Origin of the sequence: Streptomyces sp. NPDC058620 (assembly GCF_042717135.1) — a bacterium.
In the GTDB taxonomy this organism is placed as follows: domain Bacteria; phylum Actinomycetota; class Actinomycetes; order Streptomycetales; family Streptomycetaceae; genus Streptomyces.
This window is the reverse complement of sequence record NZ_JBHXQO010000037.1, coordinates 32,807-53,738: the sequence shown is the minus strand read 5'-3', so window position 1 is coordinate 53,738 and position 20,932 is coordinate 32,807. Positions and strand designations below refer to the sequence as shown.

Below are 20,932 nucleotides of genomic sequence, written 5' to 3'. Positions count from 1 at the left end.
TCGCTAGTCGGAAGTAGAAGCGCCGCTCGGGGCGGCGTCGGAGTTTCCCGCCGCGTCCTCCACGGCCGTTTCCCCGAGCCCGGACAGGCGCTTGGCAATGTCGCCGAGCTTGTCGAGTACGGCCCCGTTCTTCGCGCCGAGCTCGGCGACTTCCTTGTCCGTGTAGAGCCGCTGGAACTCCTCGTCCACCAGGCACTTCGCGACGAGCTTGGCCAGCTGGTCGTTGAGGTTGACCCGCTGCGGCTTGCCGTTCGTGCCAAGGACGACCAGGGAGGACTGGTAGGCGTTGCGGTCGGTGCCGGACATGCCGAGGATACGGACGGTTCCGTGCCATTCCGGCACGGGCACGTCCTCATACGCCCGGTCGTCGGCGGCGTTGATCTGGTCCTTGCTGAGCAGTGCCATGGTGTCTCCGTTCAGGAAATGGTCGGCTTGCCGGAGACCTTGAAGGTCAGGCTGGCGGTGAGCTTGTCGTCATAGGGCGCCGACTTGGAGAAGCCGGTCATGACCGCGGCGAACGCGAACGTGGTCGTGTCGGCGTCGGGGAACACCAGCTGGTAGTTCCGCGGGTCCTTGTCCGCGAAGTCCGCTTCGAGGGTGTCGTGGGCGGCCGGGTCGTAGTTCACATCGATCGTGACCTCGCCCGGGTCGACCAGACCGCCGACGAACTCCATGTACTGATCGGGGGAGTCGTGCGCAGTGGTGTCGATCGTGTTGCGGGTGCGGCCCGCGTCCTCGACGTTCGTGACGTTGGCGACGGCGGTGAACACCTCGCCGGGGGTGGTGCCGTCTCCGCGCTTGAGCTGGGTACCGAACGCGTCGATACCGGCCATGGCTGCCTCCTGGGCATGGACAAGGCCCCGGCCGGCAGGCACGGGGCGAAGGGTCAGGGCTGTTCGGTGATCACCCGGTACCGCAGCACGAGGTGGCGGATGTTGCCGGGCGGCTCGGGGTCGGTCAGGGTCTGCCCGAACTCGTACCGGGTCGCGATGTGCTCCAGGCCAGGGACCGCGAGGGGCTGATGGTCGAGCAGCGCGGAGATGCGGGCGCCGATACGCAGCACCCGGGCGTAGCCGCGGTACTGGTCCCACACGTGCAGCGTGATCACGGTCTGCCGGCCGAAGCCGCCGTGCCGGTTGTCCGGGGTCTCGATCGCCTCGCCGAGGACGACGAACGGGTAGGGGACGCGTTCCGGGGTGTAGTCGTAGAGGCCCTCGATCAGCGCGTCCAGCGCACTGTCACCGGTCAGGACCGCGTGGAGGGCGCCCTGCACGGGGAGCATCGGGGACGAGGCGGTGGTCACGACAGTGCCCTCCTCACCTCGGCCCGGATTCGGTCGCCGATCTTCGTTCGCTCTGCCTCGATCGCGGGCCCGAGCGCGGGGCGGGCGGGAATCCGGCGGGTACCGAACTCGTGCAGGATCGCGTACAGGTCATCGCGGTCCCACCACCCGATCTCGGCCCGCAGCTCGTTGTTGCGGAACCTCGCCTTGACGCTGCGCTGGAGATTGGTGGTGTCCACGCGCACTGCCTGGGCGGTGTCGGAACGCACCGCCTCGGCCGACTCCTTCAGCGCCCGGAACGCGGCGCCCCGAATCTCGGGGGTGAGCTCGTCGAGGCGGTCGCGTAGCGCTTCCAGGCCCCGGATGTTGACTGTCACCCCGCTGTTGCGGGTCCTCGCCGGACGGCCGCCGCTGCGGCGGCGTCGGGCGGCCATGTCAGCGGCTCTTCCGGAGATCGCGGCGGATGGCGGCGAGCTCGGCAGCCACCGCCAGCAGCGCCCACGCAGACGCGGCGGCCGGGTCGTTGCCGCCGTTCTGGGCAAGCAGCTGCTCGGCGTTCTGTCTGCACTCCAACGAGTCGGCAGGCAGCGCTGCCCGCGCGCTGCCGTCGGACGTCACTGGCCGAGCTCCAGTACCGCGACCGTGACGGCGGTGACGGAGTTGTACGTGATTGCCGCCCGGCCGGACGTGCCACGGAATACCGGGGCGAGTGGCAGCACTGCTGACTTGCCCGCGGCCACGACGATCGCGACCTCGGGGATCGGCAGCCCGGACACGGTGCCGGGCGTCGCGACGGTGACCGTGTGGGAGGCGGCGTCTGCGTTCCTCACGAACAGGAACCGCCCCGGGCCGCACGGGGCGGTGTCGCCGAGCGCCGTAGCGGGGACCGCGAGCGCGGCCATGTCGGGCAGACCGCCGTTGACAGGGACAGGGATCACTGCGAGCAGGGCCATGTCAGCCACCTTCTTTCTGGATCAGCTCGCACGGAGCCTTGGAGTACACGGGGGTGGACGGCTGCACCACGGCCAGGACCCGAAAGGTCTGCGCCTGTCCGAGCGCGTCCATGCCGCGCAGCTCGTCGCCGCGGCGCACATCGGCGCGCGGCAGGAGGAACACGGTGTGGTCGTGCTTGGACTGGGCCTGCTGGGCGAGCAGCCGGTCGGCGTTGGACGGCTGGTCGACCTTGGCCCGGACGGTGCCGGGCAGCTGGACGTAGGTGGTCTCCTGCCCGCCGTATCCGTCGTCGGTGGTGCTGGGCCGCCAGACCACCAGGCGCCGGTTCAGGAACCGGCCCGGGCCCCTCACCGCGACCTCAGCAGCGATGCCCCGCCACCGAAGCGAGCGGCCAGGCGCTCGCGCAGATAGTCGGGCAGCTCCATCTCGGTGATCAGCCCGTTGCCGCCGTAGGTCACGGCGTAGTCGCCAATCCGCTCCGAGGTGATGTTCCCGGCCGCCAGCCCGGTGCCGTCGTCCTGCGCCCGGTAGGACACGAGGGCGGCGGTCACCATCCGGCACACGAGGTCGACGATGTCGGCCGGCACTTCGGGCAGGCCGTGCGTGTACGTCACTTCGATGTCGGACGGGCCGCCGTCCGAGGTCCAGCCGCCGAACCTCCACAGCCGGTCCGAGCGCAGCCGCCAGTCGGCGACCTCGACCCCGTCGCGGGTGACCGAGGCGACGGCGGTGACGGGCGGACCGGGCAGCCGCAGCCGTTGGTCCGCCTCGCCCTCCACCGTCACCGTCGATGTCGTCTCGGAGATCGGGGCGCCGGCCGCCTCGCGGACCGCGGCCGAGGCCACGGCGAGGTAGCGCTGGGCGATGGGTGTCTCGTCGGTTTCGAGGGTCAGGCCGAGGGCGACCAGGTCGGCCACCGTCGCCAGGGGTTCCAGTGCCACGGTGGCCTCCCGTCAGCCGGCCATCTCGATGAGATCGGCCTTCGTGTACGAGGACGCGTCCTCGATGGTCATGTGCTTGAGCCCGGCGACGTAGGCCACCCACTCGGGCTTCGGCGCGCTCTCCGCCGGTCGGCGGGGATCGCTGCTGGGCGCCGTGGCCTCGGGCTGCTCGTCCGGGTCAGACCTGAGCTCGGTCCGCGGCTGCGGTCCGTCCGCGTCCGGGTCGCTGTCCGGCTTCGACACCTTCTCCGTGCGCGGCTTCGGCCCCGGGGCGGACGCGTCGGCGGGCTTGGAGACCTTCTCCTTCCGAGGCCGGGGGCCCGCCGTGGACGCGGGTGCCTCGTCGTCCTCGCGCCGCCACTCGCGGGAGTTCAGCCTGGCCTCGATGTCCCGGGCGGAGAACGGGCGGCCCACCGTCAGCAGGACCGGGGCGCCGCCGGAACCAATCAGGCGAACTTCGTCGCCGTTCTTCATCTCCCCGGACATCAGATGATCACGTCCGCCGCGGCGAGGCCCTTGGCCCGAACGACCTTCGCCCCGTACAGGTGAAGGCCCTTCACGATGTCCGCGAAGCCCTTCTCCTTGCGAGCCGCCTCGGTCTTGTTGATCTGCTCGGCGTAGCTGACCGCACCGTTGTACCCGGCGATGACCAGCTTGCCCGCACCGGCGCCTGGGCCGTTGGGAGCATTGTTCGACTTGCGCAGGGAGAACCCGGCGGCCGAGCCGATGATGCCGTTCGCGCGGGTCGCCGCAGCGGCGGGGTCGCCAGCGGACACGAACCGCGGGTCCTTCTGGAGCAGGCCGTGGAACTTCGGGGTGACGACCGCCCAGCGGCTGCCGTCGGGGACGTCGTCCTCGTCGAGGACGACACCCAGGTCGACCAGGAGGTCGTAGGCGTCGCCCGGGTCGGCCAGGGTCTGCTCGGCGATGAGGTTCCCCGCGTCGACACCGGCGGCCATGAGCCCGGCAATGTAGGTGTCGGACACGTCGCGGAGCTTGTATCCGGCCTTGCGGGCCTGCTCGGACAGAACCTTGCCGCCGTTCTTGGCCTGCCGCTTCTCCACATCGTCGACCTCGAACGCGAAGTACTTCGACTGGTTGATGACCAGGGTGGAGTCGACGTCGTCGACGTCCTCGATGGTGATGTCGGTGTGCGGGGTGTAGGTGCCGATGGTCGGCTCCGCCAGGGACACGATGTGGACGGTGTCTCCGGCCGCGCCGATGTCGCCCTCGTAGTCGCGGTTCACGACGCCGGGGGCGCCGTAGACGTGCGACTTCTCCAGCGTGACCAGCAGTTCCGAGGACCACACCTCGGGGATGAATGCCGCAATGGCCATGGTGTTCTCCTTGTGGGGCCGGGGTCAGCCGGCGTTGCTGAGCATGTCGTCGAGCTGGCCGTCTTCCTTGGCCTTGACGATCTGCGCAGGGGTCATGGACTTCAGGTCTGCTCGCGTGAGCTGCTTCGGCCGGCCCGCCTTGCGCGCTGCTCCGCCGTCGCCCGTGCCCTGGAACCGCTTGGCCGTTGCGGCCGCCAGATAGGGCCGTTCCTTCAGGAGGTTCTCGATCGCGTCCGCGACCTCGTCCTCGTCGACCTGGCCGTCCTCGTCGACCTCGAACTGATCGAGGTCGATGTGGACCAGGGCGTCCTTGGGGTTGATGAGCTTGCCCGTCGCGGCGGCCTTGAGCTCCGAGCGCAGAATCCGAGAGTTGGCCTTGGAGAGCGCCTCTGATTCCGCCTGCCGGCGGACCTTCTCGCTCTCGTCGGTGCCGTCCTTCTCGGCGAGCTGCTGCTCCAGAGTGCGGCGCTTGTCGCGCTCGGCCTTGAGCTTGCCCTTCATGGCGTCCAGGGCCCGCTTGCCCTTGTCGCCGAGGTCGGCGGCACCGTCCGGGTCCTGCTCGTCATCCGGCTCGTCGTCGTCGGGCTCGTCGTCCGGCTTCTCCTCGCCCGCGTCGCCAGGCGGGGTCTCGTCCTCGCCGCCGTCGGCGTACAGGAAAGGCGAGAACGGGTCCGCCGGGTAGGGATGGGTCCAGCCGGGCGCGTGCGAGCGGGCATGCCGGGGCAGGGTGCTGCGGTTCATGGGGACTCCCGTTGCGGGTGTGAGCCCGGGCGTTGCGCGCGGGCGGGTCAGAAGATGTACGCGTGCTGCCGCAGCAGCCGGACCGCATGCGCGCGGTTGTCGGCGAGGCGGAAGATTTCCTCGGGCATCAGGCGCGGCGTCCTGCTCACCCGGTAGCGCTGCCCGTCAGCCTTGCCGAGGTTCTGCAGGCGCTTCCCGGCGATGCCCCGGGCGGTAGTGCCCTCGGTCGTGGCAAGCACCTTGCGGCCGAACACGGTGGCCGTCTCCATGCCCCGCCTCGCGTTGACGAGCAGCCCCAGATCGGCGCCCTCGGCGAGCGCCTTCGCCCCGGCTTCGCCGAACGTCTTCCTGCGCTGCGCATCCGACATGGAGTCGACCAGCTTGCGCGGGTCCTGCGCGGTGGGCCGGTGGTCGCGGGTGACGGGCTCCATCCCGCACTGGCAGCGCGGGTGACGCAGGAACCCCGTGGACGTGCCGTACTCCTTACCGGCCAGGACCAGGCAGCGAGAGCAGGCCCCGGACTCGGTCACCCGGATGTACGCGGTGACCGACGGGCGGGTGACCATGCCGACCTGGTCGGCGGCCCGGCCGGCGTCGGCGACGGCGGTGCGGGCCACGATGTCGAGCAGGGCGCTGCCGCGGGCCATGGCCTGGGCGACCGGGGCCCCGGCGGTGACCATCCGGAACGCGGCCCACATCGGGCCGGCCAGCACGTCGGCCAGGGGCAGGCCCTCGCCGGACACCCCGGCCAGCATCGCCGGGTTCAGCTGGTCGGCGTCCGGCCGGTCCGGGTCCTCGTCGCCGAGCAGCCGCGTCAGCCACGACTCGGTCGATTCGGCAGCCGCGAGCTGGGCGCCGGACACGATGACCAGGAGGCGGGCCAAGAGAGGCAGCCAGGAACCACGGATGTCCTGCGGGTCCGTCTGCCGCCACAGCCGTACAGCAGCCCGCCCAGCAGCCTGGGAGAGCCGCTCCCTGGCCGCCTGGTGGGCCAGCGCGAGAGGTGACGGGCTCATGCCGCAGGCTCCTCTACCGGCCCGTCAGGTGTGTCCTCCTGCCCGGGCGGGGCCGGTGCGGGGGTACGCCCGTCGACCATCATGCGGGTGATCTCCGAGACCGGGTCTGCCTCCATCTCCCGAGCCCGCATCGCGAGCATGTCCGACACCTCGGTCGGGGTGAGCCCGTACTTCGAGGCCAGCCACTCCAGCGGGAATCCGATGCCCTTCAGCTTCACCAGCGCGTCCGCCAGCTGCGCGTGGCTGCGTGATTCGGCGTCCGCCCACAGGACCCGGCCCGAGCGCAGAGCATCGGCCTTGCGGTCGTCGCCCTGGGCCAGGGCGATGAGGCGAGCGGCCTCACGGATACCCTGCCCGTACCAGAGCTGTTTCTCCTCGACCCGCTTCACCAGCCCGGTCTCGGCGGCGAGCAGCGCATCCGCGCTGAGGTTCGCCATCTTCCCGATCAGGTAGTGCTGCGGGGTGCGGGTCTGGGCAGCGAGGTGGCCCACTGCCACCTCAATCAGGCCGGTGTACATCCCGAGGTTGGCGGCCTGCCACTCAGCGATCTTCGCGTCCTTGCCGCTGAACATCATCACGCGGTCCACGGCGAACTTCTCGATATCGACGGGCTTCTCGCCGACGACGACACCCTCGCTGTTCAGCACAGGCAGCTTCGGCGCGTCGGCGCCGAGAATGACCCGCTGCGGGAAGGACGCGTAGTCCGAGGCGGTGAACAGCTGCGCCCACAGCAGGTTGATGGCGTCCTGCATGGAGATCACGCCCGCCACGTCCGACATCGGCTCACCGACCAGGGACGGCTTGTTCGGCAACTCCACCATCGGCACCACACCCATGGGGTTGGGTTGCGGGTTCGGCTCCTCGTCGAGCTCCCGCGGCCGCCACCGCTTCAGCTCCTCGTCGACCTCCGTCATGGCCGGCGACTTGGCGTCCTCGCCGTACATCACCGGGCGGGAGAACTTCCACACCTCATCGGGCAGGTACAGCGTCGCGAAGTCCTCGCCGCCGTCCTGCCACCGCTTCAGCGCGGCCCGGCGGTGCCGCCTCGATCCAGGCTCATAGGCGAGGATGCACTGGGAGGCGTCCTCGAACGTGACGACCGGCATGTCCGGGTCGTCGGGGTCCCCCCACACCAGCACGAAGCACCGGGCGCCGTTCACCGCGCCGAGGAACCCCAACTGCGAGTCGGCGTCGAGGCCGTTGACCTGCCACACCTTCCACAGATCCTTGTCCGCCTCCGTCTCCCCGGCGGCCTGGATGCCGTTCACGGTCAGCCGCTCCACCGGAGAGTCAGCCACCACCTGGACCCAGTTGTCACAGAAGTCCCGGTAGCGGTCCCCGTGGTACTTCGAGAACGCGTCCGAGGCGTACTTCAGCCGCCCGCGCCCCCGGTAGTAGGCGTTGTGCCGGTCGATGTCCGTGCGCCGGTTGATGAGCTCCTGTTCCAGCACGGTCACCAGCTGGAGAGCACGCTCCATCGTTGCCATCGCTCTCCTCTCACGCGCCGTAGTAGTAGGACTGCTGCCGCACGGCCAGCCCGGCCTTGATGACGTCGCCGAGCGCCTCATGGGCGAGGATGCTCGGGATCGTGGCGTCGATCTTCTGCGTGGGACTGGCCTTCTTCAGCACATAGCGCTCCATCGGCCGTGCTGCCGCGCGGGTGTTCTCGATGTGGGACTGCGTGATCTCGCACCCGTCATGCCGGAAGGTGCCGTCCCTCTTGATGACGTCGGTCTTCAGCCGCTCGCACGCTGAGTGCATCTGCACGATCCGCCGGGTGTGCCAGCGGATCACCCGCTCCTCCCCGAACTCGTCGACCCAGTCGTCGATCTCTGTCTCCCAGTACGGCGGGTCCGCGTACAGCCGCACCACGTCGTACCGGCGGAACAACTGGCCCATGGCCGCGCGCACCTCGGCGCGCGGGACCTGGCCGCCGGTGTCGGCCGGGTTCCAGATCGTCGGAGCGTCGTCCGGCCCGTACAGCGGGGTGAACTGGTAACCGTCCATCGTCTCGGCGCGGATCGCTGTCCAGTCGTCCGAGTCGGAGCCGTCGAAACCGAGCACGATCCGGGTCATCGGACGCACCCGCTGCGGGCTGGCTTTACGCGCCCACTTCGCGCCGTCCAGCCAGGAAGCCGACCCCGCCACGCACCGGTTGCCGAAGAAGCGTTCCGCCTGCGCGGGGTCCTTCTCCATGATCTCGGCGGCCTCGGCCTCGATCGCGTCCAGGTCCACGTGCGACGACCCGGCGTAGACCACGGTGTGAATCTTCCGGCGGTCCCGCTTGTTCGCATAGGACAGCGTCTTCGGCGCCTGCGGGTGGTAGCGGAAGATGTCCCGGGCCTTCGCCTCCGACGTCGACTGCGCGACGCTGTTCTCCGAGGGGTCCCACCCGTTTGTCGTCTCCATCGACCGGCCGCCCATGCCGGCCGCACCGCGGCGCTGGGTCTCGGCGACCCGGCGCAACTTGTTCGCCGTGTTGTACAGGCCGGTCTCGTCCTGCATCGCGAAGATGATCGGGTTGCCGAGCCTGCTGAGCGCCGACGAGGTGACCACGTCGATGCGCCCGTCGTCCCCGACCCGGGTGAACTCCTCGCCCGACTGCATCACTTCGGCGAGCGGGCCGCGCTTCACCATCTGCCGCAGCGGCCGGTACACGTTCGCGACCTGGTCCTCGGACGTGGCGGTCAACTGGATCAGAGGTGTCGGCCACGGAACGCCCATCGGGTCACCGGGCACGTAGTCCTTCCACCACCCGCACCCGCACCCGTGATCAGAACACCGGTATCGCTCCCCGCCCTTGGCCCAGCCGTTGAAGACGGCCGGGCCAGCCGCCTCGGCCAGGACGATCGCCGCCGACCACGGCCCCTTGCCCGTCTTCTGCGGGGCCACAACCTGCGACCGCCGGTACTGGAACGCGGGCGCCAGCTGCCCGACGGTGGCCGTCGGCTTCACTCGGTAGTGGTTGACCGTGCACCACAGCTGCCACGGGTACAGCTCCATGTCCTCACCGGCGCGGAATCCATCCGGGACTGGGCAGTGAGCTTCGATCCAGTCCGGCACGATCCACATCGTGGGGAAGTCGACGACGAACTCGGCCCCGGCATCAGGCGCCTTCGCCACTGGGCACGACCCTCAACCGGTCTCGCGCCGACGGGCGCCGGGCAGGTGCCGCGGCAGTCGGCGCGGCGGCAGTCGGCTCCTCGATCGCCGGGGCGATCTTCCACCGATTCCGGTTCATGCCCGCCACGCTCAGCCCCAGCGAATCCAGGTAGCTGCGGACCATCTTCTTCACGTCCACGCGCGCGTCCGCCCGCTCGGCCTCGGCCAGCGTCCGCACGAACAGCGCGACTTCAAGGGCCTGGTCCATGTCCTCCCACACCGTGGCCTGCGGCTTCTTCCACAGGTCGTCCCACAGGTCCAGCTCACGTTCAGCCGGTGTCGTCAGCGGCCACTCCGGCGGGTCACCGGCCCGGCCCTCGGCCGGCAGCGTCCGCCACCCGCCCTTGTCCATGGACGCCGCGCTCTTCAGCGACCGCGGGTCCGGCGGCGGCCCGGACACGGCGCGTGCTCCACCACGGGGCATGTTGATCACTCCTCCACCGCTGCGTTGCGCAGCAACGAGAGCCGTCACCTTGCGTGACAGCGGGGACCCTATGAACCCGACGGACCTCCGAGCGCCCTCCCCCGCGTCTGGTCCCCCCTGAGCCGCCGGGGGTACCCCCCTGGGTCGGGTCGCTCAGCGTGACGAGGGCAGGTCAGTGTCCGAAGGTCTCGCGTGCCGTCTTCCGGCTGTGATGCCGCTTCGACATGGCCTGCCAGTTCGTGGGGTCGAAGCCGCGGGGTCCGAGCGGGCCGAGTCCGTCGATGTGGTCGACCTCGGTTGCCAGGTCGCGTTGCAGGGGCAGCAGGGGCGAGCACTCGTCGCACTCGCAGTACGGATGGTCTTGCAGGTAGCGCGCGCTGGCGTTGCGCCAGTCACGTCCTCGTCCTGCGTTGCGGTAGGCGGGGCGGGCCTGGGTGGCCTTGGCCTGGCAGGGGGGACATCGGCCCTGGGGGGTAAGGGTCGGGCAACCTGGCGTCGGACAGACCTGCAGGGCTCGCCTGGGCATGGCTCCCTCCTGCGCTTCAGTCGATGGGGATGCGGACCACGGTGGTGGCCGGACCGTCGCCGTACCGGATCTTGTGGCCGTCGTGGGTGCTCAGGTAGAGGGTGGCGGTGAGTTCGTTCACGCTGAGCGTGATCTCCCTGACGTCGCCAGGGTCGAGGCCGAGCGTGCGGCAGATGTCCCGCAGCGTGCCGCGCGGGAGCTTTGACGGGACCGGCGGGAGTTGGACGGCGATGGGCTGGCTGTCGGCCACGGTGTCCTCCGGGCATGACGAAGGCCCCGTCCATGGGGCGGGGCCTGGTGTCGGCGGTAGGGGCGCCCGTTGCGGGGATTACCGGCCACGGGCGCCACTTCAGCTACTGGGCGGGGACGGTCCACTCCAGCGGCTCGTCCATCGACTCGGGGGCGTAGACGATGCGGGCGGGCCGCTGGTCACTTGGAACGGGAAAGGGGATCTTCCCGCGCACGCACCGGTCAACCTTCACCATCACGTCGTTCGGGAACTCGGGCTTGGGCAGGTCGCCGCCGCCCAGGCCGGTGGCCTTGATGCGGGTCCCGTCTTCGTAGTCGAGGGACCAGGGGAACTGGCTGACGCTGATCGTCTCGCCCTTGACATTGCAGACCTTGACCTCGGCGGTGGCCCAGACGTCGCCGCCTAGCTCGTCGCTGGGAGGTTGCGGCCCTTTTACGGGCTGTGCGTAGGCGATGACGGTGGCGCTGAAGGTGACGTTGTTGGGAGCGTCGTTGATGTCGGCGGTGTCGCCCACGTCGAAGGTGGTCTGCTGCTTGGGTTCGGGGGTCGGGCTGACCGTGGTGGGCGTCGGGTCGGGCTTGGCGTCGCTCTTGGTGACGCTGGCCGGCTCGGGCTCGCTGCTGCACCCGGTGAGGGCGAGCAGCCCGGCCGTGACGAGTGCGGCAGTGATGGTGCGGGTGCGCATGGTCCCCCCTGGGACGTGGTGGTGAGGGGGACATCATCCCGGCATATGCCCTGCCTTGTATGGGCGTTCCGTGATCTGATCACACAATGGAGAAGCGATGGGGTGACGAGTGGCGGCCTGGCACGCGTGTGCGGATGCACGACAGCCAGAGCCCGACTAGGGAGATACGGGATGGCGTGATCAAGGACCGTTCGTGGGGGCGTGATCGGGGAAAGCCGATCTGGTACTTCGAGGTGCTGTTCGATGGGGACACCGAGACGCGCGTGTACACGCCTGGGGTTATGCACAGCGCTGTAGAGGCGGCCCAGAAGGCAGACGGCTAGTTGTTCAGCAGACGACGAAGGCCCCGACCGGGTGGCTGTGGTCGGGGCCTTCGGCACGCTTGTACGTATGTCTGGACATGCGTGTGGTGCTCAAATCGTGGCGCACGAATTGCCGCACGTCAAGCGGCGGTTGTGGCGCGTTGTCCGGGGCGGGTGGGCTTGGCCGCGGTTCGGGCTGCTTCGACGTCGGCGAGGCGGTAGACGGGGCGCTTGGGGGTGCCGCCGCAGGGGGCGAGGATTCCGCGCCGTCGCCAGTCGCGGATGGTGGCCGGCTGGACGCCGCAGTTGAGTGCGGCGAGCTTGGTGGTGAGCAGGCCGCGGGGCGGCAGCAGGTACTCCATGAGCCCATTGTGGCGCGCGGGGGCGCTGGAAACTTTGCGGAGACGCGCAAGGTTTCCAGGGTGGACCTGGTCCGCACAATCTGCGTACCAGCCTCGCGCGCGTGGAGGCCCCAGGAAGGCTCTCCGTACCGGCGAACGAAGAGCCCCCTGCCCCTCGCGCGCGTGGAGGCCCCGGTCGTCGTGGTGACGGCCGGGGCCAGCGGGTGTAGCTACACCGTCAGGCCCAGCTCTCGGGCCAGCCGTCGCGGGTGAGGAACTTGTCGGCGGGGAGCTCCAGCCCGGCGAGCACCTCGGGCGAGGCTCCGGCGATGGCCCGGACGTACTCGACGTCGCCGGTGCAGAGCGTCACCTGGTTGCCGTTCTCGTCGGTCGCCAGGATGAGGCCGTAGCCGTCGGGGACGGCGTTCAGGTTGAGCTTGCGGCAGAGGCGCCGGTAGTTACCGGAGCCGCCGAGATCGGCCGGGGTGGCGAACGCGGTTTCGCGGGGAGTCAGCATCTCGTCATCCTCTCGTCAGTGGCTGTGCGCGGGGAAGTGTCCGCCGCACTGGGGGCAGTACGGGAGCTCCGGCTGCTCGAAGCGGAGCGCTTTGAGGAGTGCTCGGATCATCAGAGGGCCTTCTCTCGGACGGGCTCTTCGGCGGAAGAGGGGCCGCTCTCCGGCCGCTCTTCGGGGGTAGAGCGTGTGGTCTCACCTGCGTCTTCACCGGTAGAGAGGGGGCTCTTCTCCTGAGAGGGGAGGGGAGTGGTCAGGTCGGCGAGGCGGACCCCTGAGAGGCCCTTGGCCTTACCGATGGTGAAGGTGCGGGTGACGGTGATGCCGAGGGTGTTCAGGGCCCCTCGCAGGGCGGCGTCGTCGTACTTCTCCATGCCGGGCAGTTCCCTCATGCGGGGGTACAGCTCGGCAAAGTGGACGCCGGGGCGGTCGCCGATGACCTCGATGAGCCACTGGACGATCGCATCGCGGGGGGTCTTCGGGGCAGCCGCGGGGACGTCCTGCGCTGCTTCGCTGGGGGGCTTGTCGGGGGCGCCGACCATGTAGGCGGCCAGAACCCAGCCGAGGGCGGCTGCGGCGGTGGCGTAGGTCGTGTAGTCGGAGACGAAGAGGACGTAGGCGCCGCCGAGGAGGAGCCCGACCCGCTTGAGAGGGGCCCGCTTGTCGAGTTCGGGTTCCGGTACGGCCGCGGGCTTCTTCTGGTCGATCTTGGAGTCGGCGGCCTGGTCGGCCTTGGCCTTCTGCTGGCCCTTGGCGGGCTGGGGCTTCTCGGCTAGCGGTTCGGGCGGGGCGGGGGTGCGGTACTTCGGGGAGGTGACCCAGCCGGTGATCCGGTCGTAGAGGATGACCGTGCCGTCGCCGAGGGGCTGGATGAGGGGCTTGACGTTCATCGGCCGACACCGGTCTGGGTGACGGATTCGCCGACGCTGTTGCCGACGTTCTGCACGGTGCTGAACATGTCGGCGACGATCCCGCCGGCGCTTCCGGCGAGGAGGGCGACGGCGAGGGCGGTGATGATGATGGCGGACTTCTCGGCGTCCTTGTAGACGTTGTTCCGCCACTTCACGACGATGATCGTGCACATGATGATGCCGATCACGAGGGCACCGAGTGCGCCGCCGTTGACGTCGAGGGCGGGGGCCTGCTCGGGGGCGGCGGCCATGGTGTGGCGGGTAGCGGTGTCGATCGCGGCGGTCAGGCTGGTACGCATCAGGGTGCCTTTCAGAGGCCGAGAAGCTTGGCGATGGTGGTGGCGGACGCGGCGTAGATCGCCCAGACGGCCAGCCGGTCACTTCGGAAGAGGGCGGCGGGGACGCGCACGAGGATGTAGGCGGTCAGCCCCCAGCCGAAGGCGTAGGCGATCACGACCGGTTCCCGTCGACGATGTGGCGGCGGAGGTCGGTGGCGTCGCGGCGGGAGAGCCCGTACTCCTCGCGGAGGCGCTCGATGGTCACCGGCCGGTTGGTCTCGGTGACCACCTGCCGGTTGAGCTGACGGGCTTGTTTCCGCAGCTCGGACGGGCTGATGGTGACCGGGACGGTGACCACCTGCCGGGGCTCTGCGGCGGCCAGGCTGCCGGTCAGGGCGGAGGACTGGCGGTGGTCAGCGATGGGGCCGAGGGCAGACCGGTCGAGGGCCTTCCAACTGGTCTCGATCGCGGGCCGGGTGACCACCTGCTCGGGCTCCTCGGCGACCCGTTCGATGGTCACCTCGGTGGTCACCTCGGCGGCGGTGGTGAGTGCCGTGCGGCACATGACGGGCAGCATCCGGGCGTCGGCGGGTACCACCTCGGGGCGGCGTCGGGTGACCACCGGATCGCCGTACACCTTGGCGACCTTCGCTGCGGCCAGCTCGGCGTGAAGGTTCCGCTCAGTGGCCGGCTCCGGCTCGGCAACCACGGTCGTCTTGACCGTGGTCGGTGCTTCGCTGAGCCGGTGGACGCGCCACAGGACGAGCGGCGCGATCGCGGACACGGCGACTACCAGCGGCCATTTCACGGGCAGGGTGCCGGAGCTCACGAGGTGCGAGGCGGCGTTCACGAGGATCAGGGCGAGCACGGCCGCGGTGACGTCCCGCTTCGCCCGCAGCGCCTTCACCGCGTAGATGTCGAGGGCGGCCGGCACCCCAGCAGCGACGTACTTGCCGAAGCCGCAGGCGCGGGCCAGGTCGTACTCCGCCGAGGCAAGCACGACGAGGACGGCGATCAGCGCGCCCCAGAGCAGCGGGTCCTTCTTCATTTGGCACCTGCCCGCATGGTCGACAGCTGGCGGGCGTAGACGCGGATGGTGCGGGCGTGCTCGACAAGGGCGGCGGCGACCTTGTCCAGGTCGGTCGGGCTGAACTCGTGCCACTCGTCCAGCTCGATCCCGACGTTCATCTGACTGTCGGTCTCGCTGAACGGGCGCCACACGAAGAACACGGGCAGGGCCGAGATCAGGCCGTGGCACGGGGTGGGAACGATGAGCGGGGTCTTGGCGCTGTGGTGCTCGATGTCCTCGCGGTAGCCCTCGAAGTCGTGGGGGGCGATGCACCAGGCGGGTTCGGGGATGGTGACGTGGCCGTGGTCGGCGGTCTCGACGGTGACGGTGCGCGGTGCGGTCATCGGCCGGCCTCCTTGTCGAGGGCGGCGACGAGCTCGCGGAGGCGGGTCTCCAGCTGGACGGCGGCGCGCAGCATCGCCTTGTCGTCGTGGATGTTCGCGATGGCCTGCTCGGCGAGGGAGGCGCGGGCGAGATCGAGCGCCATGTCGAGGGGCGAGGCCCAGGCGTCGCTGTCGTCGGCGGGGTCGTGGAGCGGCGCGTATGCGGTGGTGTCGGCGCTCATCAGACCGTCACCCCCTGCGCGATGAGGCGGAGGGCGGTGGCGTACTCGCCTCGGGTCTGGTCGCGGCGAACGGGCGGCGTCGCGGCGAGCAGGTCCTGCTCGGCTGCGAACGCGGCCTCGGTGGGGCCGTGCAGCTGCTCGGCAACGACGAGGGCCTGGGCGAGCCGGATGGCGTCCAGCATCACGGCGTCGGGTCGGAGGCTGGCGAGCTTGTCGGCGAGGTGGCCGAGGAGGGTGCGGGTGTCGTCGCTGAGGACGAGGGGCGTCGTCACTGGGCGCCGCCGGTGGGGCGGATGCTGCCGGTGACGCCTGCCTCGGTGGCCCGCACGGTGGTGGTGCGGCCGTCGTGGCGGCGGATGGTGCCGACGGCGATCAGACGCCTGTCGGGCTGGGTGATGCTCTGAGCTGCGGGCATGGCAAACTCGGCCATAGCCGTCCTCCTGGTCTGTTCAGGGGTGGCGGTTAGGCCCTTGGCCGGGATTGCCGTCCCGGCCTTGGGCCGTCTTCAGTTGTGGGGGGTAGCTACATCTGCTTCTGCTTCAGGGCGTTGATGGCCCTGCTGATGCCGGCCCGGGTGACCCCGAGTTCTCGTGCCACGGCTGCTTGGCTGCCGAGTTCGGTCTCGCCGTCGATCAGGGCTTGGGCCCGTTCGTCGGTGGCTTCTCGGTATGCCTGCTGTGCGGCGTCTTGCTTGCGGACGGCTTCGTCATGGCGCTCTCTCCACGTAGTCACGTCCCTCCTAGTACCGGATGCGGTGCCTGTTCCACAACTGTAGCCAGGGGTGGCGACAGTTGTCAAGGGGGGTGGCGACAGCGTGTCAGGCGGCATCGCGCGCCGCCGCGCCCTCATCGATCCACGTCTTCAGCTGAGCCCACGTGGCAGGCGGCCAATTCATCCCGCACCACCCGCAGTGAACGACCTGCTCGCCCGGAGCCAGCCGCAGCACCGCCCCACAGATCGCACCGCTCACGTCTACCGACTGGCAGTTGCCGACCCGGGTCCCGCGGTCGGGCGAGGGCGGCCGGATCATCGTCGACACCGACCGGGCCAGCTCCCGGATCTCGCGGGCGAAGTCGCCGGCCTCCGGCCACGACACAGCGATCCATGGCATGTGCCCCAGCAGTTCCCCGCACGCCCGCTCGACTCGGCCCTCGGGGCTTCCGGTGTGCTCAGGCTCGGGGCGGCCCCGGTCGTGGCGGACCGCGTCGACCCAGGACTCCAGCAGCCCCGCCATTCCCCCAGGCCCGCGGACGTCGAGGACGTCGAGGGAGACAGGGATCGGAGCCGGGCCGCCCTTCCCGGAGCGACCCTGGCCGACACCGCCCGCCGGGGCGAGCAGCGCACCGAGCCCGCGATACAGGACGGGCAGGGCCTCCAGTCGGACCCTGGTCGCCTTCGTGCAGCCCGGACAGATCATGCTTCCGGTGTCGTCCGGCTGGTCGCACAGCAGGCAGCTGGTCACTGCTCCTCCATGTGGTCCCACTCGGCGCTGCCGCACATCGAGCCGTAGCCGACGGCGGTGCACGGGTGCAGGGAGCCGTACCCCTCGTAGGCGTGGGTGGTGAGCGGATACTTCCTCGGCGGCGCGATGGCCTTGACCAGGTCGTCGAGCACCTCGTCGGCGGGCACCCAGACGAACCCCTCAAAGTCGAGGGCGGGCATGGTGTCGTCGTCCGGGTCGATGTGCCGGCGCAGCGCCACACGCAGGCGGTCCCGCAGGGCAACCGTTGCCTGCTGAGCAACGGTTGTCTCCGTCGCGCTGACGGAGACAACCGTGGGCTGCTGCTTCACAGTTGTGGGCTGCTGCCCCACGACTAGGTGATGGGTCGATTCCCTGCCGGAGTAGGTCGTGACCGTCTCGGCCACGACTGAGTGACCGGACGTCACTCTGTCGGACGCAACCGTGTCGATATCGACACGGTTGCCGTTTGTGACCGACAGGCTGTCGGTCGCAACCGTGGGGATATCCCTACGGTTGGCCGGACCTGCGTGGTCTGCTGAGCAACGCAGGTGGGTGTCGATGGCGTCGCGCAGCTGCACGAGCGCCTCGGGCATGAGGCCGACGTCGACGGCCCACTGCTGCGTGTCCAGGTACGTGATCTCCGGCAGGTGCACCATCACGTCACCGTCAGGGGTACACGTCAGCGTGTACCCCTCACTTGCTTCCTTCGGGGAAGCAAGTCCGGACCCTTCTTCCTGCTGCCGGGGAAAAGCCTGGTCAGGTGGGTTTTCCTGGGATCCCGGGGCTACCCCGCCGCCAAGGGTTACGGTCTGGGCGTAACCCTTTTCGTTGCTGTTCACGCGTCCCCCCAAGTCCGGCTGCCGATGTACGAGGGCTGCTCGAACCGCAGCGGGAGACCGGCCCGGTGGCCCAGCCGGTACGCCAGGAAGCTCGTGTAGAACCCGTCCGCGGCGGCTCGGCGGACTGCTGCCCGGGCGTCACGGCCGCCGGCCTGGTCGCCGAGTTTCCAGCCGATGACGGTCGCCGCGCAGAACGCGAGGGCGCCGATCTCCGTGCCCAAGATGAGGGCGGTCACCACGTTCATGCGGCAAGTCCTTCCATGTCGGGCCACTGGCACCCGGCCAGGCCGGTGGCGTTCTTCTCCGGCACCGCGGCGAGCGGGGTACCGAGGTGGTCCAAGCCCATGGCGAGCAGGGCGTAGGCGTCGGCCATGTCGTAGCGGCCGACACCGTCCAGCTCGATGCCGTATCGGCCGGCGATCTCGTCCCGGACCAGGCCCTTGGGTGCGGATCCCTTGCCTGCGGCGTACAGGGCGCGGCAGGACGGCGGGACGAGGGCGTAGGGAATGCTCCGGCGCCAGCAGGCGTGACGGACCATGACGCGCAGCCCGGCCAGGTCCTCGTGCCGGTGGGCAACCCCGCCGCCGAACGACGGGCCCTCTATGACGACCAGGTCGGCCTTCTTGATGAAGGAGGTGACCTCGTCGACGATCAGGTGCAGGCGCGGGTGACCGCGGAGGGTCTTCGGGCGGATGTAGTCGGCCCACCCTGCACCAGCGACACCGGTGCAAGTGAGACTGAGATCCAGGCCGATGACCAGCGGGCGGGCAGTCTCTCCGGACATCAGGCGTACTCCTTCATGCGGTTGTGGCGGGCGAGCGCCCGCTTGTACGTGGTGTGCGCGGCGATGAACTCGGCGTCCGTGCCGCCGCGGTCGGGGTGCGCGGCAGCCATGGCGGCCTTGAGCTGTTTGATGTCGGGCCCTGCGTACCGAGTCTTCGGCTGCGGGAAAACGACTGTCGGATCAAGCTTCGGAGGCTCGGCGAAGATCTCTCGGTACCGGCTGGAGCTGACCGAACCGTGGCCTTCGAGTGCCTGCCGGTCGACGTAGCCGAGTTCAAAGTCGAACGGCCCATCGGGGCGCGAGTAGTAGATGCGCTTCGGGGTCTTCTTCACGATGGGCAGGCGGATCACCTTGGAGTGGATCCACTCGCGGTCGTTGGCGTCGTAGTGGCCGGGCTCGATGGCGTATAGGTAGCCGTTCGCTGCTGTGTCCTCGTTGCCGGTGGGCGGCTTCGCGTTGCGCTTGGCCGTGTTAAGGGCCTTGAGCTTGTCGTCGGCGACGCCGTGCAGGATGCGGATGTTGGCGTACCGGCCAGCGGCCAGCTTGACGGCGGCTGCGTTGGCCCGGCGGGCCGCTTTGTCGCGGCTCGGGGCCCAGCCGTGCGTGTCCGTACCGTCGACTTCCCGGGCCGTCCAGAACCAGCGCTTACCGCTGCGGCACCGGCCCCAGATGATGAGAGGGGCGTCGTCCATAGGAGTTCCTTCCCGGGGTTGTCTTTGCTGGCTGGTCACGCTGCGACCAGGGTGTAGCTACGGAGCGCCCGGCTGGCTTCATAGATGTCCATCAGGTCCGAAACCTCCCCGGCCGTACTGCCAGCCGGGACGATGACTCGCTTGTAGCGGCACCACGCGCGCTGCTTCGCGCTCGGCACCCCGTCGCGATGGCGGGCCGCCCTCTCGAAGAACACGGCTGGCACCAGTTGGCGGGCACGGGTCTCTTGCCAGGCCATGGCCTCGGCGAGCGGGTACTCGCGGTCCACATCCGGTGCGAGCACGCCTCGGGTCTGGTCCCAGCAGCGCAGCCGGTGGGCGCCCGGTTCGCTGCCGCGGACGAGGAAGAGAAAGCTGCCAGCCTTCATCGGGATGAACCACAGTCCGTCGTCCGTCTGCAGCCAGCGGACCGGGGATTCGTGGAAGAGATTGACGTCTTCCCACTCGACCTCGCCGATGGATGCTGCAAGGTCGTCCTCGTCGGAGGCTTCGCCGAGCGACTGCCCTTCCTTCGGGGCGCTGACTTCCTTGCCGGTGAGATCGACGATGGACGCGAGCTTGTGCCTGGTGGAGGCGCCCATCACGTCAAGGATGAGGGCCTTGTCCTTGCCCGGGTGGGGGCGCAGGCTGCGGCCCGCCATCTGGCAGTACAGGCCGGCGGACTTTGTGGGCCTGGCGATGACCACGCATGATGTCCAAGGGGCGTCGAAGCCTTCTGTGAGGACCATGCAGTTTGTAAGGACCTGGACTTTGCCTTCGCGGTACCAGTTGAGGGCGGTCGTCCGTGCGTCCCGGGGCATGTCGCCCCAGATGGTGGCGGCGGTGATGCCTGCTTCGTTGAGGGCGTCGGCCATGGTCTGGGCGGTGGCGACAGTCGGGGTGAAGACGACGCCCGGCCGGTCGGAGGCGAACTCCTTGTAGGCGTCCGCGACTACGTCTGCGGCTCCAGAGTCGTCGAGGGCCTGGCCCAGCTGCCCGTCCTGCAGGTCACCGGCACGGGACTTGACCTTGTCCAGGTCGAGGCCGTCAACGACGACGCGCTTGCCGGTGACGTCGCAGAGGTACCCGCCCTTGATCATGTTGAGGATGTCGAGCGTGTAGACGACTTCCTGCCAGACGTCGGCGAGGCCGCCGCCTTGGCGGGTCATGGTGGCGGTGAAGCCTGCGACGGGGGTGCCGCGCCAGGCGCCGAAGTGCTCGAGGACGGTCATGTAGGACTTGGCGGCGGCGTGGTGGCATTCGTCGACGATGATCATGCCGACGTCGCGGATAGCTCTGCGTCGTCGTTCGACGGCCAGGGTCTGGATGCTGGCGACGATGACGTCGACATCGCGGTGATCGTCCTTCTCGGCCTTAACGATGCCTACGCGCAGGTCCGGGCAGACGGCCTTGATCTTGTCGGCAGCCTGTACGAGGAGTTCCTCGCGGTGGGCGATGACGAGGGCAGGGTGACCGTTGAGGGTGGCGAGGCGGTCGAGGATCAGGTTGGAAAAGACGACGGTCTTACCGGCCCCGGTAGGGAGGACGACGCCGAGGCGGTTGGTGGTGCCCTGCCAGCCAGTGGTGAGCGCCTGGATCGCCTCGGTCTGGTAGGGGCGCGGGGTGAAGCTCTGGGTGTCAGGCATGGGTCACCTCGGTCCGGTCCGGCTGGAAAGGGAGGGTGTTACGCGCTGCGTAGCGGCTGCGTAACGGTCTGCGTAACGGTGAAGAGGGTGTTTGACCTGGTCTTTCTTCTTCTCTTCTACTTCTGTTACGTAGTTACTTAGATGAGGCACACCCTTGTGTGTGCGCAGGTGCGCGCCCGCACGCGCGCACCTGCGCGCGGCGGAGGGAAGGTGT

General features: G+C 69.4%; 35 protein-coding genes. All 35 read right to left on the bottom strand.

The window, feature by feature from the left end:
• Positions 1–3: 3 nt before the first annotated feature.
• A complete protein-coding gene (locus ACFWSK_RS27330) occupies positions 4–405 on the bottom strand; it encodes a hypothetical protein (RefSeq protein ID WP_383791429.1) in 402 nt (133 codons plus the stop codon).
• 11 nt (positions 406–416) lie between these two features.
• Positions 417–833: a phage tail tube protein gene (locus tag ACFWSK_RS27325; protein WP_383791424.1), complete on the bottom strand. Its 417-nt coding sequence runs from the start codon at positions 831–833 to the stop codon at positions 417–419.
• 53 nt (positions 834–886) lie between these two features.
• Entirely contained in the window at positions 887–1,303 is a 417-nt protein-coding gene (locus ACFWSK_RS27320; RefSeq protein WP_383791421.1) for a DUF3168 domain-containing protein, read from the bottom strand.
• A complete protein-coding gene (locus tag ACFWSK_RS27315) occupies positions 1,300–1,716 on the bottom strand; it encodes an HK97-gp10 family putative phage morphogenesis protein (RefSeq protein WP_383791418.1) in 417 nt (138 codons plus the stop codon). The genes ACFWSK_RS27320 and ACFWSK_RS27315 overlap by 4 nt, the downstream gene beginning before the upstream one ends.
• A gap of 1 nt (position 1,717) precedes the next feature.
• Entirely contained in the window at positions 1,718–1,900 is a 183-nt protein-coding gene (locus ACFWSK_RS27310) for a hypothetical protein (protein ID WP_383791416.1), read from the bottom strand.
• Positions 1,897–2,235, bottom strand: a complete 339-nt coding sequence (locus ACFWSK_RS27305; RefSeq protein ID WP_383791413.1) for a hypothetical protein — start codon at positions 2,233–2,235, stop codon at positions 1,897–1,899. The genes ACFWSK_RS27310 and ACFWSK_RS27305 overlap by 4 nt, the downstream gene beginning before the upstream one ends.
• A 1-nt stretch (position 2,236) precedes the next feature.
• Positions 2,237–2,587 carry a head-tail adaptor protein gene (locus tag ACFWSK_RS27300; RefSeq protein ID WP_383791410.1) on the bottom strand — a complete coding sequence of 117 codons (351 nt, stop codon included), beginning with the start codon at positions 2,585–2,587 and terminating at the stop codon, positions 2,237–2,239.
• Positions 2,584–3,177, bottom strand: coding sequence for a hypothetical protein (locus ACFWSK_RS27295; RefSeq protein ID WP_383791408.1), 594 nt, complete (start codon positions 3,175–3,177; stop codon positions 2,584–2,586). The genes ACFWSK_RS27300 and ACFWSK_RS27295 overlap by 4 nt, the downstream gene beginning before the upstream one ends.
• Positions 3,178–3,189: 12 nt before the next feature.
• Complete coding sequence (locus ACFWSK_RS27290) at positions 3,190–3,663, bottom strand: hypothetical protein (RefSeq protein WP_383791406.1); 474 nt, start codon at positions 3,661–3,663, stop codon at positions 3,190–3,192.
• Positions 3,663–4,514: a N4-gp56 family major capsid protein gene (locus tag ACFWSK_RS27285; protein ID WP_383791403.1), complete on the bottom strand. Its 852-nt coding sequence runs from the start codon at positions 4,512–4,514 to the stop codon at positions 3,663–3,665. The genes ACFWSK_RS27290 and ACFWSK_RS27285 overlap by 1 nt, the downstream gene beginning before the upstream one ends.
• Positions 4,515–4,538: 24 nt before the next feature.
• Positions 4,539–5,255 carry a hypothetical protein gene (locus ACFWSK_RS27280; RefSeq protein ID WP_383791400.1) on the bottom strand — a complete coding sequence of 239 codons (717 nt, stop codon included), beginning with the start codon at positions 5,253–5,255 and terminating at the stop codon, positions 4,539–4,541.
• Positions 5,256–5,302: 47 nt separating this feature from the next.
• The gene (locus ACFWSK_RS27275) at positions 5,303–6,271 is read right to left on the bottom strand and encodes a hypothetical protein (RefSeq protein ID WP_383791397.1); all 969 of its coding nucleotides are present in this window, start codon (positions 6,269–6,271) and stop codon (positions 5,303–5,305) included.
• Entirely contained in the window at positions 6,268–7,758 is a 1,491-nt protein-coding gene (locus tag ACFWSK_RS27270; protein WP_383791394.1) for a phage portal protein, read from the bottom strand. The genes ACFWSK_RS27275 and ACFWSK_RS27270 overlap by 4 nt, the downstream gene beginning before the upstream one ends.
• A gap of 10 nt (positions 7,759–7,768) precedes the next feature.
• Positions 7,769–9,394: a hypothetical protein gene (locus ACFWSK_RS27265; protein ID WP_383791392.1), complete on the bottom strand. Its 1,626-nt coding sequence runs from the start codon at positions 9,392–9,394 to the stop codon at positions 7,769–7,771.
• Positions 9,378–9,857: a hypothetical protein gene (locus tag ACFWSK_RS27260; RefSeq protein WP_383791390.1), complete on the bottom strand. Its 480-nt coding sequence runs from the start codon at positions 9,855–9,857 to the stop codon at positions 9,378–9,380. Before ACFWSK_RS27260 ends, ACFWSK_RS27265 begins: the two co-directional genes overlap by 17 nt.
• 172 nt (positions 9,858–10,029) lie before the next feature.
• A complete protein-coding gene (locus ACFWSK_RS27255) occupies positions 10,030–10,383 on the bottom strand; it encodes an HNH endonuclease signature motif containing protein (protein ID WP_383791388.1) in 354 nt (117 codons plus the stop codon).
• Positions 10,384–10,399: 16 nt separating this feature from the next.
• Positions 10,400–10,633, bottom strand: a complete 234-nt coding sequence (locus tag ACFWSK_RS27250; protein ID WP_383791386.1) for a hypothetical protein — start codon at positions 10,631–10,633, stop codon at positions 10,400–10,402.
• 103 nt (positions 10,634–10,736) lie between these two features.
• Positions 10,737–11,318, bottom strand: coding sequence for a DUF4352 domain-containing protein (locus tag ACFWSK_RS27245; RefSeq protein ID WP_383791383.1), 582 nt, complete (start codon positions 11,316–11,318; stop codon positions 10,737–10,739).
• Between the two features lie 442 nt (positions 11,319–11,760).
• Positions 11,761–11,982, bottom strand: coding sequence for a MerR family transcriptional regulator (locus ACFWSK_RS27240; RefSeq protein ID WP_383791381.1), 222 nt, complete (start codon positions 11,980–11,982; stop codon positions 11,761–11,763).
• Between the two features lie 217 nt (positions 11,983–12,199).
• Positions 12,200–12,478: a hypothetical protein gene (locus tag ACFWSK_RS27235; protein ID WP_383791378.1), complete on the bottom strand. Its 279-nt coding sequence runs from the start codon at positions 12,476–12,478 to the stop codon at positions 12,200–12,202.
• A 110-nt stretch (positions 12,479–12,588) separates the two neighbouring features.
• Positions 12,589–13,365 carry a hypothetical protein gene (locus tag ACFWSK_RS27230; protein WP_383791376.1) on the bottom strand — a complete coding sequence of 259 codons (777 nt, stop codon included), beginning with the start codon at positions 13,363–13,365 and terminating at the stop codon, positions 12,589–12,591.
• Positions 13,362–13,685: a hypothetical protein gene (locus ACFWSK_RS27225; protein WP_383791373.1), complete on the bottom strand. Its 324-nt coding sequence runs from the start codon at positions 13,683–13,685 to the stop codon at positions 13,362–13,364. The genes ACFWSK_RS27230 and ACFWSK_RS27225 overlap by 4 nt, the downstream gene beginning before the upstream one ends.
• Before the next feature lie 11 nt (positions 13,686–13,696).
• The gene (locus ACFWSK_RS27220; protein ID WP_383791370.1) at positions 13,697–13,840 is read right to left on the bottom strand and encodes a hypothetical protein; all 144 of its coding nucleotides are present in this window, start codon (positions 13,838–13,840) and stop codon (positions 13,697–13,699) included.
• Positions 13,837–14,712, bottom strand: coding sequence for a hypothetical protein (locus tag ACFWSK_RS27215; RefSeq protein WP_383791367.1), 876 nt, complete (start codon positions 14,710–14,712; stop codon positions 13,837–13,839). The genes ACFWSK_RS27220 and ACFWSK_RS27215 overlap by 4 nt, the downstream gene beginning before the upstream one ends.
• Positions 14,709–15,077 (bottom strand): DUF6907 domain-containing protein, encoded by a 369-nt coding sequence (locus tag ACFWSK_RS27210; RefSeq protein ID WP_383791364.1) that lies wholly within the window; start codon positions 15,075–15,077, stop codon positions 14,709–14,711. Before ACFWSK_RS27210 ends, ACFWSK_RS27215 begins: the two co-directional genes overlap by 4 nt.
• The gene (locus ACFWSK_RS27205; RefSeq protein ID WP_383791361.1) at positions 15,074–15,298 is read right to left on the bottom strand and encodes a hypothetical protein; all 225 of its coding nucleotides are present in this window, start codon (positions 15,296–15,298) and stop codon (positions 15,074–15,076) included. The genes ACFWSK_RS27210 and ACFWSK_RS27205 overlap by 4 nt, the downstream gene beginning before the upstream one ends.
• Complete coding sequence (locus ACFWSK_RS27200) at positions 15,298–15,570, bottom strand: hypothetical protein (protein ID WP_383791359.1); 273 nt, start codon at positions 15,568–15,570, stop codon at positions 15,298–15,300. Before ACFWSK_RS27200 ends, ACFWSK_RS27205 begins: the two co-directional genes overlap by 1 nt.
• The gene (locus ACFWSK_RS27195) at positions 15,567–15,728 is read right to left on the bottom strand and encodes a hypothetical protein (protein WP_383791356.1); all 162 of its coding nucleotides are present in this window, start codon (positions 15,726–15,728) and stop codon (positions 15,567–15,569) included. Before ACFWSK_RS27195 ends, ACFWSK_RS27200 begins: the two co-directional genes overlap by 4 nt.
• Before the next feature lie 92 nt (positions 15,729–15,820).
• The gene (locus tag ACFWSK_RS27190) at positions 15,821–16,030 is read right to left on the bottom strand and encodes a hypothetical protein (protein ID WP_383791353.1); all 210 of its coding nucleotides are present in this window, start codon (positions 16,028–16,030) and stop codon (positions 15,821–15,823) included.
• An 85-nt stretch (positions 16,031–16,115) separates the two neighbouring features.
• Positions 16,116–16,760, bottom strand: a complete 645-nt coding sequence (locus ACFWSK_RS27185) for a hypothetical protein (protein ID WP_383791349.1) — start codon at positions 16,758–16,760, stop codon at positions 16,116–16,118.
• A complete protein-coding gene (locus ACFWSK_RS27180) occupies positions 16,757–17,599 on the bottom strand; it encodes a hypothetical protein (RefSeq protein ID WP_383791346.1) in 843 nt (280 codons plus the stop codon). Before ACFWSK_RS27180 ends, ACFWSK_RS27185 begins: the two co-directional genes overlap by 4 nt.
• Entirely contained in the window at positions 17,596–17,844 is a 249-nt protein-coding gene (locus ACFWSK_RS27175) for a hypothetical protein (protein ID WP_383791344.1), read from the bottom strand. The genes ACFWSK_RS27180 and ACFWSK_RS27175 overlap by 4 nt, the downstream gene beginning before the upstream one ends.
• Positions 17,841–18,383, bottom strand: a complete 543-nt coding sequence (locus tag ACFWSK_RS27170; RefSeq protein WP_383791342.1) for a hypothetical protein — start codon at positions 18,381–18,383, stop codon at positions 17,841–17,843. The genes ACFWSK_RS27175 and ACFWSK_RS27170 overlap by 4 nt, the downstream gene beginning before the upstream one ends.
• On the bottom strand, positions 18,383–19,075 hold the full coding sequence (locus tag ACFWSK_RS27165) for a hypothetical protein (protein ID WP_383791339.1): 693 nt from the start codon (positions 19,073–19,075) through the stop codon (positions 18,383–18,385). The genes ACFWSK_RS27170 and ACFWSK_RS27165 overlap by 1 nt, the downstream gene beginning before the upstream one ends.
• 35 nt (positions 19,076–19,110) lie before the next feature.
• Entirely contained in the window at positions 19,111–20,718 is a 1,608-nt protein-coding gene (locus ACFWSK_RS27160; protein WP_383791336.1) for a DEAD/DEAH box helicase, read from the bottom strand.
• Positions 20,719–20,932: the final 214 nt, after the last annotated feature.